Consider the following 15,627-nt stretch of genomic DNA (forward strand, 5'->3'; position numbering starts at 1 on the left):
GTCCCCTCCTTTAGAGCGATTCATTACAAAGCTTGTCAAGATCTTAAGCAACGTCGTTCGTAATGAGATAACGAATAACTTCGTCAGAAATCTTCATAAGACGTTCTAATTCAGTAACTACTGCAGGTTCTGCATTGAAGTTAACCAAAACATAAACGCCATCACGGAATTTCTTGATCTCATACGCAAGACGGCGTTTACCTTGCACTTCGTGCTTTGTAATTTCCCCGCCATTGGAGATGATGCCTTGGAATTTATCGACTGCTGCTTGAACAGCTTCTTGTTCAATGTCAGGACGAATAATGTACATCACTTCATATTTGCGCATAATTTTCACCTCCTTATGGTCTGAGGCCCCTAATCACGTCAGGAGCAAGGAACGAGCACAAACATAGACTCGCACCTGATTAATATACCAAAACGAGCAGCAGAGTGCAAGCAATATTAATACCGGACAACCCTCCACCCTCTTTTTACATGAAAAAAAGCCTACCTGCGCACAATAATCAGTGAATTCATCTGCACTTAAGGAAGGAGCGATAATGATGGGCGAAAAGACAGAATATGAAAAAGGCGACAAAGCCCCCAATCCAGGCATGTATACAGAGGTAGGTGAAGCGCGAAGCTTCCACACCGAAATTCAGAATCCACAACATATTAAAATGGAAAAAGGGGACACCTTCCCCGAGACCAGTAACAAAAATCGGAAGTGGAAAAAGGTTGAAAAAGCACGTGTACATTAAATAAAAATAAATGTGTATAAAAAAAACGACATTACACATACTATACTCAGGCAGTACAAAAGAGAGGTGTGGTTCCGTTGGCCGTCGTAGACGAACACAATCACAGGATATCTGATTCAGCATCTATTGTTAGCTGGGAATAGTAGTGGGTTATTGTCTAAAAAGCAGTAACCTCAGCAACGCCTAAATCACTTTAGTCGCTATATACAGAGAAATTCCAACATCATTGATGTACTGCCTCTTGAAGAAGGACCCGAAAGGGCCCTTCTTTTTGCATGTTATGATCTTTTGCAAACAGCTCAGTGGACACAAAAAAACCTCCGTTACAGGAACGAAGGATTCATTAAAATGTTATATTATACTGAAGTGGCGGAGAGGGTGGGATTCGAACCCACGCACGCTGTGACACGCCTAACTGATTTCGAGTCAGCCCCCTTGGGCCTCTTGGGTACCTCTCCGCAGCAAAAATAATTGTATCATGCAGACATGCCATTTGCAAGCTTAATTATTGTCTGTATTTCCCTCTGCAGAACGCAGTACCTTCTTCATATTCTTCTCGAATTTCGCCCGGGGAATCAGAACACTATGCTGACATCCTGTACACTTAATGCGGATATCCATCCCCATACGAATGATCTCCATCTCATTAGAACCACAAGGGTGCTGTTTCTTCATCTGTACAATATCTCCAAGCTGAAAAACTTTACGTTCCACTACCCTTCCCCCTTTTTCCCCTCTTGTGTAGCTGCGATTTGGCGTCTTGATCCAGTGTCAGGCGTATCCGATACTTCCTGCTCATTTTCTGTTTTTGCCAGTTCAATTTCAGCCTTTGCTTCTTCTTCTGCCTTCAAACGCGCTTCCTCTTCGGCTTGAGCAGCTTGGGCCTGCTCTAGACTGCTTAGTTTCTCTAGTGCCTGCTTAATATCATTCTGAATCTGTCTCTCCGCAACCTCTTTTGCATTAGGTAAACAGCTAGCCGCTATACGAATTACATATTCCGAAGTACTCATGGACTGTATACCGAGCACATTAGGATAAGCAAGAACATTAGAGTTACGCTCTTCTATTCCTTTTAGAGCTTCTCCAATCAAACCTAGCGTGGCCTCCAAGCTCCGCTCCATTTTTACAGGAACATCAACTACAGCCAATGCATTCGAGAGAGAATAATTGGTCACGTTAGTGATTAATCCATTCGGGATAATAAATACTTCTCCAGTTGTGCTTAACAGTCTGGTTGTTCGCAGTCCAATTAATTCTACCGTTCCTTTATAGGTCCCCGTTTGAATTACATCACCCACTGCAAATTGATCCTCTAAAATAATAAAGAAACCTGTAATAACATCCTTCACCAAACTTTGTGCCCCAAAACCCACTGCTAAACCAAGCACACCCGCTCCAGCCAACAATGGTGCCAAATCGAAGTGGAACTCAGAAAGCACGAGCATGATCATCACAAAATTACAGATAACTGTCACTACATTTTTCATCAATTCCCCAACCGTAGTAAACCTTCGTGTGTTGGACAGAAGTCTGCCACCGGTTTTACGCTCAAGCGAACGATCAATAATATTAGAAACAATTTTAATAATAACCCGGGTTAAGAGAAAAATAACAAGAATCCGTAGACCCGCAAATAATACATCCGCCCACATATCAGCATCGGTAAACCAATTCCACACCTTATCTTTAAAGCGAATGGCATCTTTTAATGTATCCGCACCGGGTGTATCAGCCTCCAGTATCCACATATTCATCGCATGTACTCCTCCCTACCCCTAAATCAGTATGTAGTTCTCGTTGTGTTTTCCGTAGATGCCGCGTATTTCTATTTCCTGCTCAACTATAATTCTTTTTACCTCTTCCAGCGCATTTTGAAAAAACTGAATTGAAATTGCACAGCCTGCGGTGATCTCCTTCGGAGTTGGAAATATATCAATTTCTATTTCAGCATACTCAAGCAGCATTTCAGCACGAAGCGCCTGCTGGGTGGAGTCAAATGCTATTAACATCTCATCCTGCATATACGTCAAGCCTCTCCATAGGTTTATCGTCCTATCTCTTGCTGCTGGAGTATAAAACCCCTCTTCTATCCATATACTAGATACCAACAAATAGAATCACCTTTAGAAAGGAAGATGGTATGAACTCCTCATCCAAGGCTACAGCAGCGCAAGAAACGTCCTGTTTAAAAATATCACATACAGATCCCGATATCTATTCCGCAATTACTCATCGGCTACTTTTTCACTTTTCACGCACGCGTCCAGAGACTCAAATTATCGTCATCTGTGTAGGCACTGATCGCTCCACCGGAGATTCTCTCGGTCCTCTTGTTGGTACTGCCTTATCCCGTTTTCATAGTCCATTGTTTCATTTATACGGTACCCTTGAAGAACCGGTTCATGCCGTCAATCTTGAAGAGACTTTGTCTCTAATTAATGAAAAATATAATAACCCGTTTGTCATCGGAATAGATGCCTGCTTAGGTCACTCTACTAGTGTTGGCTGCATCCAAGTCGTTGAAGGTCCCCTCAGACCAGGAGCTGGCGTAAATAAACAATTGCCGCCGGTTGGAGATATCCATTTGACTGGAATCGTTAATGTCGGCGGCTTTATGGAGTATTTCGTATTGCAGAATACACGGCTAAGTCTAGTCATGCGATTATCTGATATTATCGCTACAAGTCTATATTCTGCTTTAAAACAATGGAACCTGCATGCTACTTCTGCTGCAACGCGAGAGTTATAACTTCTTTTTCTTCAGGCGATAAGGCATATTGTGATTCCCCATTTTGCATAGGCTTGGAGTAAATATATGAGTTCTCACGATTATGAAGGCTGGTTAATACAATGCCACTGCTATTGTCATCCAGAATAGCCACCGAGAAGCTCAAATCATTACCACGTTCACCGAAGGCATTATAACGCTTCAGAGCGATATTTGACTTCATGCCGCGGATTTTGACTTGGGTAGCTTCTATCAACGCTTTTTGCTCACGTTGTTCTTCTTCCAGCATGTCGCTTTGGTTCTTCAGATCAACCAGAAGGCCTTCCAGATCCTCCACACCGCTTCCTGCCATCATGGCCTCATATTTGCGCCGTATAGTCCGCAGCTTAGCTCCCTGGGCGATTACAGTCACTATCAGTACTAGCATAATTACTACGAAACCAAACACAAACCACTGCAACTGTTCATTAATTAATTGATTCATTTCAGACATGAATGGACCATCCTTTTTATTTATCTGCTGCGGGCATCAGCCATATAACTCATCCATAGCAGCTAGCATTCTGCTTATATTATGCTCTGTTGTATCTACGCCTACACTCGCCCGAACAGCACCACTTTCTAGTGTATCAACAGCCTTATGTGCCAGTGGGGTACAATGCATACCCGCTCTGACGGCTATTTTATACTCACGATCTAGACGGTGGGCGATATTCGCCGATTCTTCCCCATCCACTACAAACGACACAATTCCAGTTCTCGGAGCCCCTAATGTGGGCCCTAACAGTTTAATGTTTGGAATATGGGACAAGCCCTCCATCAGCAGTTGAGTCAGCTTCCACTCTCTTTCGTGGATAACGTTTGTCCCTATCGATTTTACCTTTTGAACACCAGCTAGTAAACCAGCAATTCCTACCGCATTTTGCGTTCCCGCTTCATACCGATCTGGGCGAACAGAGGGTTGTTCACTATTCTCAGATTGACTGCCTGTCCCTCCATGCATTAAGGGCTCGAGATCCAATTCAGGTGATATATATAGCCCACCAGTCCCTTGTGGTCCAAGCAATCCTTTATGCCCAGGAAAAGCTAATAAGTCAATATTCATCTTTTTCACATCAATATCAAGCGAGCCTGCACTTTGAGCAGCATCCACTAGAAATATAGCACCGTTTGCTTTAGCTAGATCTCCGATTTCACCAATGGGAAGTATACTACCTAGTAAATTGGAGCTATGATTACAAATTACCATTTTAGTGTTTGGTCGAAACGTTTTGCCCAATTTGTTCAAATCCAATTGCCCTGCTCGATCCACCTTCAGATAATCAACACTTATCCCTAGTGACTTACGTAAATATTCCAAAGGTCTCCGCACAGAATTGTGTTCAGTCATTGTAGAGATTACATGATCCCCTGCTTTGAGCGTACCTCTAATCGCCATATTTAATGCCATCGTAGTGTTTTGGGTAAACGCTATGTCTTGTGCATTAGAAACCCCAAACAACTCCGCCAGCAAACTCCGGGCTCTCACCAACACCCGTCCGCTTCCCATGGCCAGCGAATAATTCCCTCTGCCAGCATTTGCTCCCGACTGCAAAGCATTCATCATCGCAGCTGCCACCTCTGGAGGTTTAGGCCAGGACGTAGCCGCATGATCCAAATATACGAAGTCTTCCATAACCCCGCTCCTCGTCTCATACTCTTTTTCATTAAGAAGAAACAACGTTGTCGCCCTTTATTGATAATAACCTTATCTGTAGAAAATATAAGAATAATATTCAGCTGCACTTTATACATCCTTATATTTTGAAAAAACATACCCCTACTCATCCGATTACGGATAGCTCAGGATATGTTCTTGGCATAGATACCCATTTAGTTACCCAATAATTCTAACAATCTTTCTAAGTCCTGCGCACTGTAGTAATTTAGTTCAATCTTCCCTTTTTCCTTACCTTGTTTTATCTTAACCGTTGTTTTAAACCGTTCACGTAATACTTCCTCTACATTATCAATATAGGGATCACGTTTAACAACTTTAATCTTTGTACCGTTCGTTGGCTTTCGATCCAGATTTTTCACTGTTTCTTCAAGCTCTCTTACGCTCCATTGCTGTTCCACGCATTGTTCAGCCAATTGTTTAATAACTTCCGGATCTTTCAGGGCAACAATAGCTCGTGCATGTCCCATAGACATTGTTCCACGTGAAACATATTCTTTTACTTCTTCCGGTAAAGTAAGCAATCTTAGGAAGTTAGCGATGTGTGATCTGGACTTTCCAACTTTAAGTGATAGCTCTTCTTGTGTGAGTGAAAATTGATCCATCAAACCTTGATAAGCAACTGCGATTTCCATTGCATTTAAATTTTCACGTTGCAAGTTCTCAATCAGGGCGATCTCCATGACCTGTTGATCACTTAGATTTCTTACGACTGCTGGAATCGTAGGTTTACCACAATATTGCGATGCCCGGAATCTGCGTTCACCGGCAATGATTTCATACCCCTTCAAAACACTCCGTACAATGATCGGTTGAATCACGCCATGTTGTCTGATGGACTCAGCCAATTCCTGGATTGCTTCTTCATTGAAATCCTTGCGTGGTTGATAAGGGTTAGCCCGTAATTGGGCTAATGGGATTTCTACTACCTTATCATCTTCATTAATAGATAAAGAAGGAATCAGAGCATCCAGACCTTTCCCTAAACGTTTACTCATAAGAAATCACTTCCTTTGCCAACTCTAAATACACTTCTGCTCCCTTTGAGCGAGGATCATAAGTAATAATGGATTGTCCATGAGACGGTGCCTCACTTAAGCGGACATTCCGAGGAATGATAGTTCTGTAAACTTTTTCCTGAAAATACTTTTTAACCTCTTCGATGACTTGGATCCCTAGATTCGTACGGGCATCCAACATGGTTAATAGTACTCCCTCTATTTTTAAATGCGGATTAAGATTTTTTTGTACTAGACGCACGGTGTTTAAAAGCTGACTCAACCCTTCGAGCGCATAATATTCACATTGAATCGGAATGATTACCGAATCAGCAGCTGTAAGGGAATTGATCGTCAAAATCCCAAGGGATGGAGGACAATCAATGATGATATAGTCATAATTATTTTTAACCGTATTTAGGGCTTTTTTCAATTTCAACTCTCTGGAAATCGTTGATACTAATTCGATCTCCGCCCCCGCTAATTGAATGGTTGCCGGGATGATGTGCAGTCCTTCATTTTGAGTTTCAAGTATCGTTTCTAGAGGATTTACTTCATTAATGAGAATGTCATATATACAATTCGCTACGTCCGCCTTGTTGATGCCAACGCCGCTGGTAGTGTTACCTTGAGGATCGATATCAACTAGAAGCACTCTTTTTCCTAATGTAGCCATACCGGCACCTAGGTTCACAGAGGATGTTGTTTTACCGACACCGCCTTTTTGATTTGCTATGGCAATAATCTTGGACACTAATTTCACCTCGAATAGTTAGGAAGAATCTTCTCGTAGATCGCAAGTACAAACGGCCAAACTATGTTACTTTATATAGGCTAAAACTCTAAAATGCAGGACTGAGCAATACATCCTGGTTTAAGTCACACAAAAGGCGGCCAATCACTTTAAGGCCGCCTTCAGCTTTTGAAACAATTTATCTTTTGGGGATCTGGATTACAATCTCGTAATGGTCACCACGGTCATTTTCTGACGTTTTGATTTCCATACCTGAGCCTGACACCATATCAATAGATTGACGAATTGTATTAAGAGCTAGACGAACATCCTTGGTATAGGAGACCCGTTTTGACTTTTTAGTTTGCGAAACTTGTTTATAGAAAGCAATACGAGCTTCCGTCTGTTTAACATTTAATCCTTTTGCAATAATCTCTGCCAAAACTTTTAATTGCATTTCCACACTATCCAGTGATAAGAGTGAACGCGCATGTCTTTCAGAAATCTGACGTTCCATCAACGCTGTCTTAACCTCTTCAGGTAAGTGGAGTAAACGAATCTTATTCGCAATAGTCGACTGACTCTTGCCTAAGCGTTGTGCTAAGCTTTCTTGTGTTAATTGATGAAGATCAATTAACTTCTGATAAGCGACAGCTTCTTCTATGGAGGTCAAACCTTCACGCTGTAGATTTTCTATGAGCGCAATAGATGCAGCCTGAGAATCATTGAACTCACGGACAATAGCAGGGATCGTCTCTAAACCAAGCTTTTTAACTGCCCGCCAGCGCCGTTCACCTGCGATGATCTCATATATAGAATCTCGCATACGTACAACAATAGGCTGAATGACACCATGAGTTTTAATTGTCTGACATAACTCATCAATTTTGTCATCATCGAATATAGTCCGTGGTTGGTAAGGACTGCTAACGACCTCATGAACTGGTATTTGTTTGATTTCTTCTCCGCTGCTCCGCTCGTTAAACCCAAATAGCTTGGTAAATTGTTCTTTCATTCCGTTCATAACCACCTAATTTCGTTATAGTACGATCTTCTTGACCTTCTTCACGGAAAGCATATCGTACAGCAATCTAAAACATTCTGATATTATGGAATTACCTGTAATGAACAGGCATCATAATCTCTCCTTCTTTCGAACAAGAGTACAGAGAAGGAGTTATATACAAAATTAAAGTCTACTATGCTATTCTATCACTTTTCTCCACATAATCATATTCTCCGTAAAGACCTATTTTTCCTGCATTTTTACGGGTGCAACAACCAAATCAGCTTATAAATCTAATTTTTATCTAATTTGATATTTATCGATTTTTGTTATCATCAACTTCATAAAAAAAGAGCATTCCCTTTGTTCAAAGAGAATGCTCCTAAAGGAACTTTGAGTATCGGCAATGTTTCACGTGAAACATTATTTTATCAATGGTGTTTTGGCAGGAATTCCCGCTTTTCTTGGATATTTAGCTGGTGTTGCTCCTGTCTTACGGATCATAATAATATGTCGATCCGACTCCTCCACTGGTAAGCTGAACGACTCCACTTTGCTGAGTTCAGCACGAAGCTCTTTTAAGCTGTACTTAGCTTCGCTTAATTCCTCTGAAGGATCGCTGCCCTTCATTGCAGCGAACACCCCATCTTTGCGTGTGAAGGGAAGACAAAATTCATTCAATAAAGACAGTCTTGCTACCGCACGTGCTGTAACCAAATCATAGGCATCACGATGAGTGAACTTGCGCGCGACATCCTCTGCCCGCCCATGGATCAATTGTACATCAGTTAATCCCAATGTCGTACTTACATGCTGCAAAAATGAAATTCGTTTATTGAGCGAATCAACAATCGTTAGCTTCAAATGAGGAAAACATATTTTAAGTGGGATTCCTGGAAACCCAGCTCCTGAACCGATATCTGCGAGATTGGTGATCTCGTTAATATCAAGGAAAAAAGCTAATGAAATAGAATCATAGAAATGCTTCGTATATACCTGCTCTCGCTCAGTTATACCCGTGAGATTCATTTTTTCATTCCAGGTTACGAGTTCCTTATAATACAGATCAAATTGTGCTAACTGTTCTGCTGTAAGGGATATGCCTCGTACCTGTAATAGTTGTGTGAATTGAACTTCCGTATTATCCATAGCTTATCCTTTCGCCGCGGTTACCCGGTTGTAATGCTCAAGATATACAAGAAGAATGGAAATATCAGCAGGTGTAACTCCCGCAATCCGAGAAGCCTGCCCGATAGAGATCGGGTGAATCTTAGTCAGCTTCTGCCGCGCTTCCATCGCTAATCCATGGATTTCATTATAATTAATGTCATCTGGAATTTTTTTCTTCTCCATCTTTTGCAGGCGCTCCACATGTTGAAGTTGTTTTTCTATATATCCGGCATATTTAATTTGGATTTCTACTTGCTCCTTCATTTCTGCATCCAGCATCTCTGGTGATGGTGATACTTGATCAACAAAATTATATACAAGCTCTGGGCGCCGCATCAGAACAAGCAAATTACTGCCATCTACAATAGGTGCCGATTCATATTGCGCTAGTACTTGGTTTACATCAACAGGTTTAACCTTTGTTTCTTGCAGACGAACAATTTCACGCTCCACCCGTTCTTTCTTATCTGTGAAGTTATCGAAACGCTCCTGTGTGATCAAACCAATGTCGTAACCGATAGGTGTAAGTCTTAGATCTGCATTGTCATGGCGAAGCAACAAACGATATTCTGCACGTGAAGTAAGCAGACGGTAAGGTTCATTCGTTCCCTTAGTCACGAGATCATCAATGAGTACACCAATGTATCCCTGTGAACGATCTAGTATTACGGGTTCTTTGTCTTGCACTTTGCGTGCTGCATTAATTCCAGCCATAACCCCTTGGCCTGCTGCTTCCTCATAACCGGAAGTGCCATTGATTTGTCCAGCAGTGAACAGACCTGGAAGACGTTTGGTTTCAAGAGATGGCCATAGCTGTGTAGGAACCATTGCATCATATTCAATAGCATAGCCGTTACGCATCATCTCTACCTTTTCCATACCAGGAATGGAACGTAAGATAGCTAGCTGTACATCCTCAGGAAGACTAGTGGACAGACCTTGTACATAGTATTCCGATGTATTTTTTCCCTCTGGCTCTAAAAAGATCTGATGCTTAGATTTATCACTGAATCTTACGACCTTATCTTCTATAGAAGGGCAATAACGTGGGCCAGTTCCTTCGATAATACCTGTGAACATCGGCGCACGATGAAGGTTATCATTAATAATCTGATGAGTAACCTCAGAGGTATACGTTAACCAACAAGGAAGCTGTTCGTTATCGGATGATTTCGTTTCGAACGAAAAGAATTTCGGTTCATCGTCCCCTGGTTGAATTTCTGTCTTAGAGAAATCGATCGTATCACGATGTACACGTGGTGGAGTACCTGTTTTAAAACGCACCAATTCAAACCCAAGCTCCCGTAAGTTCTCAGAAAGCTTCACGGATGGCTGTTGATTGTTAGGTCCACTTTCATATGTTAGCTCACCCATAATCACTTTACCACGCAGGTAAGTGCCTGTTGTCAGGATAACAGTCTTACTATGGTATTCGGTTCCGGTCTTCGTAACTACACCTACACAACGTCCATCCTCAACGATTAAACGCTCAACCATCCCTTGACGAAGTGTCAAATTAGGCGTTTTCTCCATAGTTTCCTTCATTGTATGTTGATAAAGGAATTTATCAGCTTGTGCACGTAAAGCATGTACTGCTGGTCCTTTACCTGTATTCAGCATACGCAGTTGAATGAATGTCTTATCTATATTGCGGCCCATTTCTCCGCCAAGCGCATCAATTTCACGCACTACATGTCCTTTGGCAGGTCCGCCTATGGACGGATTGCAGGGCATGAATGCAACCATATCCAGGTTAATTGTGATCATTAACGTACTGCAACCCATCCGGGCTGCAGCCAGTGCTGCTTCACAGCCAGCATGACCAGCGCCAATGACGATAACGTCATAGTTGCCTCCATCATAACTCATGTCCTGTTTCCCCCTTGAAATTATATTAAATCGTGAATCTTATTTTCCTAAACAAAATTGTGAGAATATTTGGTCTAACAAAGAGTCAGCTGCAGTATCGCCAATTATTTCCCCAAGCTGTTCCCATGCGAGCCGTACATCGATTTGAATCATATCAATCGGTATATACTGTTCTGCAGCATCGTATGCATCTTGAAGTGATTTATAGGCTTTTTTGAGCAGGGCTATATGTCTCACATTACTCACATATGTCAAGTCACCCGATTCCAGCTTTCCACCAAAAAAGAGTGTCGAAATGGCATCTTCAAGTTTGTCTAGACCTTCCTCTTCCAGAACGGACATCGGTACAATGTTAGACTCTTCAAAAAATGAGAGCAACTTATCCTTATCCAGTTTGGGCGGTAAGTCCATTTTATTCATGATTACTAGGCACTGTCTACCGTGGATTTGTTCCATCAATGCCAATTCATCCTCATGCAGCTCTTCATTAGCATTCAGCACAAGTAGAATCAGGTCGGCGTCACTAACTGCCGCTTTGGAGCGCTCCACCCCAATTTTCTCAACAACATCCATCGTTTCACGAATTCCCGCTGTATCGAGCAGCTTAAGCGGTATATTATTTATCGTTATAAATTCTTCTATTACATCACGTGTTGTTCCTGGAATATCTGTTACAATCGCTTTGTTATCACGCGCTAATGCGTTTAGCAATGATGATTTACCAACGTTCGGACGTCCGACAATAGCTGTCGTAATCCCTTCACGAAGTATTTTTCCTTCATTAGATGTCTTAAGCAGCTTTGTTATTCCCTCCATAACCTCACTGCTTTTATCTTTAATAAATTCAGCTGTCATGGATTCTACATCATGTTCTGGATAATCTATATTCACTTCAATATGAGCCAGCATCTCAATAAGTGTATGGCGTAAAGCATGAATTCGATCCGATAAGGATCCGCTAACCTGTTTTAAAGCTACAGAAAAAGCCCGGTCAGACTTAGAGCGAATCAGATCAATAACAGCCTCAGCCTGCGATAAATCGATACGTCCGCCCAAGAAAGCACGCTTGGTGAACTCCCCCGGCTCGGCTAACCTTATCTCCTGCTGCAGAAGTAAATCCATCACTCTTCTTACAGAAATTACACCGCCATGAGCACTGATCTCTACTACATCCTCTGTCGTAAAAGAACGTGGTCCTTTCATAACGGTTACCAACACTTCTTCCATCTTCTCTCCGTTATCAGGACTGACGATATGTCCGTAATGAACGGTATGCGATTCCGCTTCAGTTAATGGAACTCGGCTACGAAATAATGGTGCCATTTGGGAAATAGCCTGTGGGCCACTTACCCGAATAATAGCAATTCCTCCCTCGCCTAATGCCGTCGATACGGCAGCAATGGTGTCACTAAGCATGCTGTTTTTCACCCCAAAACTTATATTTTTTTGAATAGAAACGTTCTTTTATTTTTAAAAAAACAATGACCCCTTACATTGGTCAAGGAGTCATTGCATCCATATAGTCTTTACTTCAAGGTTATAACGACGCGGCGATTTGGCTCTTCGCCTTTACTGAGGGTACTCACTTGCCGGTGATCCTGTAACCTGGAGTGGATAATCTTACGCTCCTGAGGAGACATTGGCTCCAATACAACCTCTTTACGAGTGCGAATTACACGTCCGGCTAAACGATCAGCCAGCTCTTCAAGCGTTTTTTTACGGCGCTCACGGAAGTTCTCTGCATCTAACACAAGCCGTATAAAACTGTCGGAATAACGGTTAGCTACAATATTAGCCAAATACTGTAGAGCATCGAGAGTTTGTCCTCTTCTGCCAATTAACAGTCCCAAATCTGGACCGGAAATTTGCAGAATCGTGGATTCCTTGGTGTGGACGATTTCTACCTCCACTTCGAGCCCCATGCTCTTAGCGACATCCACAATGAAATGAACGGCTTCTTGGTAAGCTTCCTCCACCGGTTGTCCGGAATCTTGGCGTGGCACACCGCCGATGGCCTCCTGTTTGCTCTCTCTTGCTGACTGTTGAGGCAGTGACGGAGCACTCGCCGCTGATGCCGGTGCGGCTTCGGCTATCAAGGTTAGTTCAACCTTGGCACCTTTCGCACCGATCAATCCCAGGAATCCTCTTGATGGCTGCTCAAGTACGTTGACCGTTACCCGGTCCTTTTGAACTCCAAGCTGGGTTAGTCCCCGTTCTACAGCTTCTTCAATGGTTTTCCCTGTTGCGACGACTTTGCTCATTTTGACTTTTTGGCTCCCTTCGATGACTTGTTGCCGCCTTTGCTCTTCGGAGCAGGACTGGAGTCATCTGTACTTTTTACAGCACTTGCGATTGCCAATTTGTGTTTATCGTTGTTGCGGTATAAGAAGTAGTTCTGAATAATAGTGTAAAGGTTACTGTACACCCAGTATAATGGCAAGGCTGCAGGGAAGTTGTACGACATCACGAAGATCAGAACTGGATAGATCATCATCATGAACTGCATTGGCCCTTGTTGTTGCACTGGGTTCATTTTGGTCATCATTCTAGTTTGAATAAATGTTGTTAATGCTGCTAGCACTGGCAAGATAAACAGATGATCCGGTTTACCTAGCTCCAGCCACAAGAAGGTATGCTCCCGTAGATGTGGATTATAGTAGATCGAGTTGTAGAGAGCGATAAAGATAGGCATTTGTACGATCAGCGGTAAACAACCCGCCATTGGGTTAACCTTATTTTCTTGGAACAAACGCATTGTTTCTTGCTGCACCTTTTCAGGTGTGTCTTTATATTTTTTCTGGATCTTTTGGAGTTCCGGTTGAATGGCTTGCATTGCACGCGAGCTCTTCACCTGTTTAATAGTAAGCGGAAGAATCAACGTGCGGACAATAATAACCATCACAAGTACGGCTAAACCATATTCTCCGTTAAACCAATCTGCAAACTTGTCCAAGGCAATGGCGAAATAATACACTACATTACTTTGCCAGAAGCCTCCATTCTTCAAATCCTCCGTAGTGTGCGTGACAGCAGTCGACGGAGCGCATCCCGACAGAACAGCTAACGACAACACCATTACCGTGATGAGGAGAAACCATTTTCCTCGTCTAGTCTTCATTAGAGACACTTCAAAACCCCTCTCTTAAACATTCCATTCCACCGTAAATCATACCATAATTATGAATACAAATAAACAAGCCTCTTAAGCACCCTTTATTTGCGGGAAGCCTTGAGTAGCTTGGCTTTACGAAGCACATGCAGCACACTTTTTTCGAGCTCTGCATACTCCATGGAAAGCGCTCCTTTTCTTACGATAAACACCATGTCTAAGCCACCTGCAATCTCAGGTTCATGGTGACGGACGATTTCCTTAACTAATCTTCTCATACGGTTACGGACAACCGCGTTTCCGACCTTTTTGCTAACAGACACACCTACTCTAAATCGCTCTACCTCTTTTTTGCCAAACCAATACACTACAAATTGATGATTCGCAAATGACTTCCCATGGCGGTATACACGACTGAAGTCGGCACGGTTTCGTAAACGTAACTTTTTGTGCACGGGAATCTCCTTCATAAAAATCCGGTTTAAGTGTCCCTCCGAATTTTTTCTTCTAATAGTATAGGCATTTGCAAGCAGCCATAAACGACTACATTTGCTGTGCTGAAATTAAGCTTCTATATATAGTAGGAAAAATAATTTCAACTTCTCACAAAATATTTCTCAATATACGTTAAATAGCCCCGCAAAGTGTAGCTAGCGCATTAAGCGAGATCCTAGACTTTTGCAGAGCAATAATAATAAAAAGCAGTAAAAAAAGACCACCGCAGTGGTCCCTTAGTGGCCTAACTTACGCACTCAAAACTTTTCTGCCTTTCAAGCGGCGAGCTGCCAGCACTTTACGGCCGTTTTTCGTGCTCATTCTTTTACGGAAACCGTGAACCTTACTACGTTTGCTCACATTTGGTCTAAATGTCGGTCTCATAATTGCACCTCCCTTACAGGAACTTAATTACTGTCATATAAGCAGAAACGGACTAAGCCGTCCTTATAGTAGGGACAGTATCTACAAGAATTATCATTTTTATATATCGAGACATATCCTTACAGAAAACACCTTTATATATTTAAACATATTTTATGAGCAAAAGTCAACCTAGTAACCGGCTTGTTCCTCCCCCTCAAGCTCAGGTGTTTATCCACAACTCTCCCCAGGAAAAAAGTAATCCACAAGATATGACAGTTATCCACCTGTGATCAAAAAATAAAGTCGACTACTCACAGTTGAGCACAACCTGTGTATAAAATTATCGAACCTTTGGCGTAAAGTGTCGAACCGTAAACAAATTATCAACAATATGTAGTGGTGTTCCTAATAATTGTACACAAGTGCTTGAATTTGTGGATAAAATAGCCCTGCTCATTGAAAAACAAGGGGCGTTTTGCTATGATGGTATTACTTTTGAATGTGAATAGATTTGTTTGTTCTCTTAATTATCAACAAGCTGTGGATAAAGTTGTGAACAAATCAAATTTATCCATATTTTTTTGTCTCTTCATATTGCCTACTGGGGATAAATATCAGCACCAACCTATTTTCTTCGACATTTCCACTTCATGGCTGATGCCACATTTGGAAGATTTAAAGGAGTGACAGTCT

The 15,627-nt window shown here is 42.1% G+C and carries 18 protein-coding genes and 1 tRNA gene; 2 read left to right on the forward strand and 17 right to left on the reverse strand.

The window, feature by feature from the left end:
- Positions 1-43: 43 nt before the first annotated feature.
- The gene (rpsF, locus tag NST94_RS29515) at positions 44-328 is read right to left on the reverse strand and encodes a 30S ribosomal protein S6 (RefSeq protein WP_036677776.1); all 285 of its coding nucleotides are present in this window, start codon (positions 326-328) and stop codon (positions 44-46) included.
- A gap of 217 nt (positions 329-545) precedes the next feature.
- Here rpsF and NST94_RS29520 point away from each other — a divergent pair, with 217 nt between their 5' ends.
- Positions 546-743 (forward strand): YjzC family protein, encoded by a 198-nt coding sequence (locus NST94_RS29520; protein ID WP_036677774.1) that lies wholly within the window; start codon positions 546-548, stop codon positions 741-743.
- A 367-nt stretch (positions 744-1,110) separates the two neighbouring features.
- Here the strand turns inward: NST94_RS29520 and NST94_RS29525 are convergent.
- The 4 genes from NST94_RS29525 to NST94_RS29540 all read right to left on the reverse strand — a co-directional run bounded on the left by NST94_RS29525 (position 1,111) and on the right by NST94_RS29540 (position 2,764).
- Positions 1,111-1,201, reverse strand: a tRNA-Ser gene (locus tag NST94_RS29525).
- 43 nt (positions 1,202-1,244) lie between these two features.
- On the reverse strand, positions 1,245-1,457 hold the full coding sequence (locus tag NST94_RS29530) for a DUF951 domain-containing protein (protein WP_036677772.1): 213 nt from the start codon (positions 1,455-1,457) through the stop codon (positions 1,245-1,247).
- A complete protein-coding gene (locus NST94_RS29535; RefSeq protein WP_076132919.1) occupies positions 1,457-2,497 on the reverse strand; it encodes a mechanosensitive ion channel family protein in 1,041 nt (346 codons plus the stop codon). The genes NST94_RS29530 and NST94_RS29535 overlap by 1 nt, the downstream gene beginning before the upstream one ends.
- A gap of 21 nt (positions 2,498-2,518) precedes the next feature.
- On the reverse strand, positions 2,519-2,764 hold the full coding sequence (locus tag NST94_RS29540) for a DUF3343 domain-containing protein (protein WP_076124321.1): 246 nt from the start codon (positions 2,762-2,764) through the stop codon (positions 2,519-2,521).
- Between the two features lie 119 nt (positions 2,765-2,883).
- Here NST94_RS29540 and yyaC point away from each other — a divergent pair, with 119 nt between their 5' ends.
- Entirely contained in the window at positions 2,884-3,492 is a 609-nt protein-coding gene (gene yyaC / locus NST94_RS29545) for a spore protease YyaC (RefSeq protein ID WP_036677770.1), read from the forward strand.
- Here the strand turns inward: yyaC and NST94_RS29550 are convergent.
- From NST94_RS29550 to rpmH, 12 genes are all read right to left on the reverse strand, one after another.
- Positions 3,464-3,964, reverse strand: coding sequence for a DUF4446 family protein (locus NST94_RS29550; protein WP_036677768.1), 501 nt, complete (start codon positions 3,962-3,964; stop codon positions 3,464-3,466). The two genes, yyaC and NST94_RS29550, sit on opposite strands and share 29 nt — an antisense overlap.
- A gap of 36 nt (positions 3,965-4,000) precedes the next feature.
- Positions 4,001-5,146: an aminotransferase class V-fold PLP-dependent enzyme gene (locus tag NST94_RS29555; protein WP_076301553.1), complete on the reverse strand. Its 1,146-nt coding sequence runs from the start codon at positions 5,144-5,146 to the stop codon at positions 4,001-4,003.
- A 197-nt stretch (positions 5,147-5,343) separates the two neighbouring features.
- A complete protein-coding gene (locus NST94_RS29560; protein WP_036677764.1) occupies positions 5,344-6,186 on the reverse strand; it encodes a ParB/RepB/Spo0J family partition protein in 843 nt (280 codons plus the stop codon).
- On the reverse strand, positions 6,179-6,940 hold the full coding sequence (locus NST94_RS29565) for an AAA family ATPase (protein ID WP_076301554.1): 762 nt from the start codon (positions 6,938-6,940) through the stop codon (positions 6,179-6,181). Before NST94_RS29565 ends, NST94_RS29560 begins: the two co-directional genes overlap by 8 nt.
- 178 nt (positions 6,941-7,118) lie before the next feature.
- Positions 7,119-7,934, reverse strand: coding sequence for a nucleoid occlusion protein (noc, locus tag NST94_RS29570; RefSeq protein ID WP_036677760.1), 816 nt, complete (start codon positions 7,932-7,934; stop codon positions 7,119-7,121).
- Positions 7,935-8,348: 414 nt separating this feature from the next.
- Positions 8,349-9,074 (reverse strand): 16S rRNA (guanine(527)-N(7))-methyltransferase RsmG, encoded by a 726-nt coding sequence (gene rsmG / locus NST94_RS29575; RefSeq protein ID WP_076301555.1) that lies wholly within the window; start codon positions 9,072-9,074, stop codon positions 8,349-8,351.
- 3 nt (positions 9,075-9,077) lie between these two features.
- Positions 9,078-10,964, reverse strand: coding sequence for a tRNA uridine-5-carboxymethylaminomethyl(34) synthesis enzyme MnmG (gene mnmG / locus NST94_RS29580; RefSeq protein ID WP_076301556.1), 1,887 nt, complete (start codon positions 10,962-10,964; stop codon positions 9,078-9,080).
- 39 nt (positions 10,965-11,003) lie between these two features.
- The gene (gene mnmE, locus NST94_RS29585) at positions 11,004-12,380 is read right to left on the reverse strand and encodes a tRNA uridine-5-carboxymethylaminomethyl(34) synthesis GTPase MnmE (RefSeq protein ID WP_339282167.1); all 1,377 of its coding nucleotides are present in this window, start codon (positions 12,378-12,380) and stop codon (positions 11,004-11,006) included.
- 110 nt (positions 12,381-12,490) lie between these two features.
- Positions 12,491-13,225, reverse strand: coding sequence for an RNA-binding cell elongation regulator Jag/EloR (jag, locus tag NST94_RS29590; protein ID WP_036677749.1), 735 nt, complete (start codon positions 13,223-13,225; stop codon positions 12,491-12,493).
- Positions 13,222-14,091 carry a YidC/Oxa1 family membrane protein insertase gene (locus tag NST94_RS29595; RefSeq protein WP_036677747.1) on the reverse strand — a complete coding sequence of 290 codons (870 nt, stop codon included), beginning with the start codon at positions 14,089-14,091 and terminating at the stop codon, positions 13,222-13,224. Before NST94_RS29595 ends, jag begins: the two co-directional genes overlap by 4 nt.
- An 86-nt stretch (positions 14,092-14,177) precedes the next feature.
- Positions 14,178-14,528 (reverse strand): ribonuclease P protein component, encoded by a 351-nt coding sequence (gene rnpA / locus NST94_RS29600; protein WP_036677842.1) that lies wholly within the window; start codon positions 14,526-14,528, stop codon positions 14,178-14,180.
- A gap of 289 nt (positions 14,529-14,817) precedes the next feature.
- The gene (rpmH, locus tag NST94_RS29605; RefSeq protein WP_036677745.1) at positions 14,818-14,952 is read right to left on the reverse strand and encodes a 50S ribosomal protein L34; all 135 of its coding nucleotides are present in this window, start codon (positions 14,950-14,952) and stop codon (positions 14,818-14,820) included.
- Positions 14,953-15,627 lie beyond the last annotated feature (675 nt).

The organism is Paenibacillus sp. FSL H8-0282 (genome assembly GCF_037963825.1).
Lineage (GTDB): Bacteria > Bacillota > Bacilli > Paenibacillales > Paenibacillaceae > Paenibacillus_AQ > Paenibacillus_AQ odorifer.

Excerpts from the sequence above, each read along its gene's own strand:
- mnmE (WP_339282167.1), bottom strand. The coding sequence starts at position 12,380 with ATGCTTAGTGACACCATTGCTGCCGTATCGACGGCATTAGGCGAGGGA.
- mnmG (WP_076301556.1), bottom strand. The coding sequence starts at position 10,964 with ATGAGTTATGATGGAGGCAACTATGACGTTATCGTCATTGGCGCTGGT.
- noc (WP_036677760.1), bottom strand. The coding sequence starts at position 7,934 with ATGAAAGAACAATTTACCAAGCTATTTGGGTTTAACGAGCGGAGCAGC.
- jag (WP_036677749.1), bottom strand. The coding sequence starts at position 13,225 with ATGAGCAAAGTCGTCGCAACAGGGAAAACCATTGAAGAAGCTGTAGAA.
- NST94_RS29555 (WP_076301553.1), bottom strand. The coding sequence starts at position 5,146 with ATGGAAGACTTCGTATATTTGGATCATGCGGCTACGTCCTGGCCTAAA.
- rsmG (WP_076301555.1), bottom strand. The coding sequence starts at position 9,074 with ATGGATAATACGGAAGTTCAATTCACACAACTATTACAGGTACGAGGC.
- yyaC (WP_036677770.1), top strand. The coding sequence starts at position 2,884 with ATGAACTCCTCATCCAAGGCTACAGCAGCGCAAGAAACGTCCTGTTTA.
- NST94_RS29520 (WP_036677774.1), top strand. The coding sequence starts at position 546 with ATGGGCGAAAAGACAGAATATGAAAAAGGCGACAAAGCCCCCAATCCA.
- NST94_RS29540 (WP_076124321.1), bottom strand. The coding sequence starts at position 2,764 with ATGCAGGATGAGATGTTAATAGCATTTGACTCCACCCAGCAGGCGCTT.
- NST94_RS29535 (WP_076132919.1), bottom strand. The coding sequence starts at position 2,497 with ATGAATATGTGGATACTGGAGGCTGATACACCCGGTGCGGATACATTA.
- NST94_RS29560 (WP_036677764.1), bottom strand. The coding sequence starts at position 6,186 with ATGAGTAAACGTTTAGGGAAAGGTCTGGATGCTCTGATTCCTTCTTTA.
- rpmH (WP_036677745.1), bottom strand. The coding sequence starts at position 14,952 with ATGAGACCGACATTTAGACCAAATGTGAGCAAACGTAGTAAGGTTCAC.
- rpsF (WP_036677776.1), bottom strand. The coding sequence starts at position 328 with ATGCGCAAATATGAAGTGATGTACATTATTCGTCCTGACATTGAACAA.
- NST94_RS29550 (WP_036677768.1), bottom strand. The coding sequence starts at position 3,964 with ATGTCTGAAATGAATCAATTAATTAATGAACAGTTGCAGTGGTTTGTG.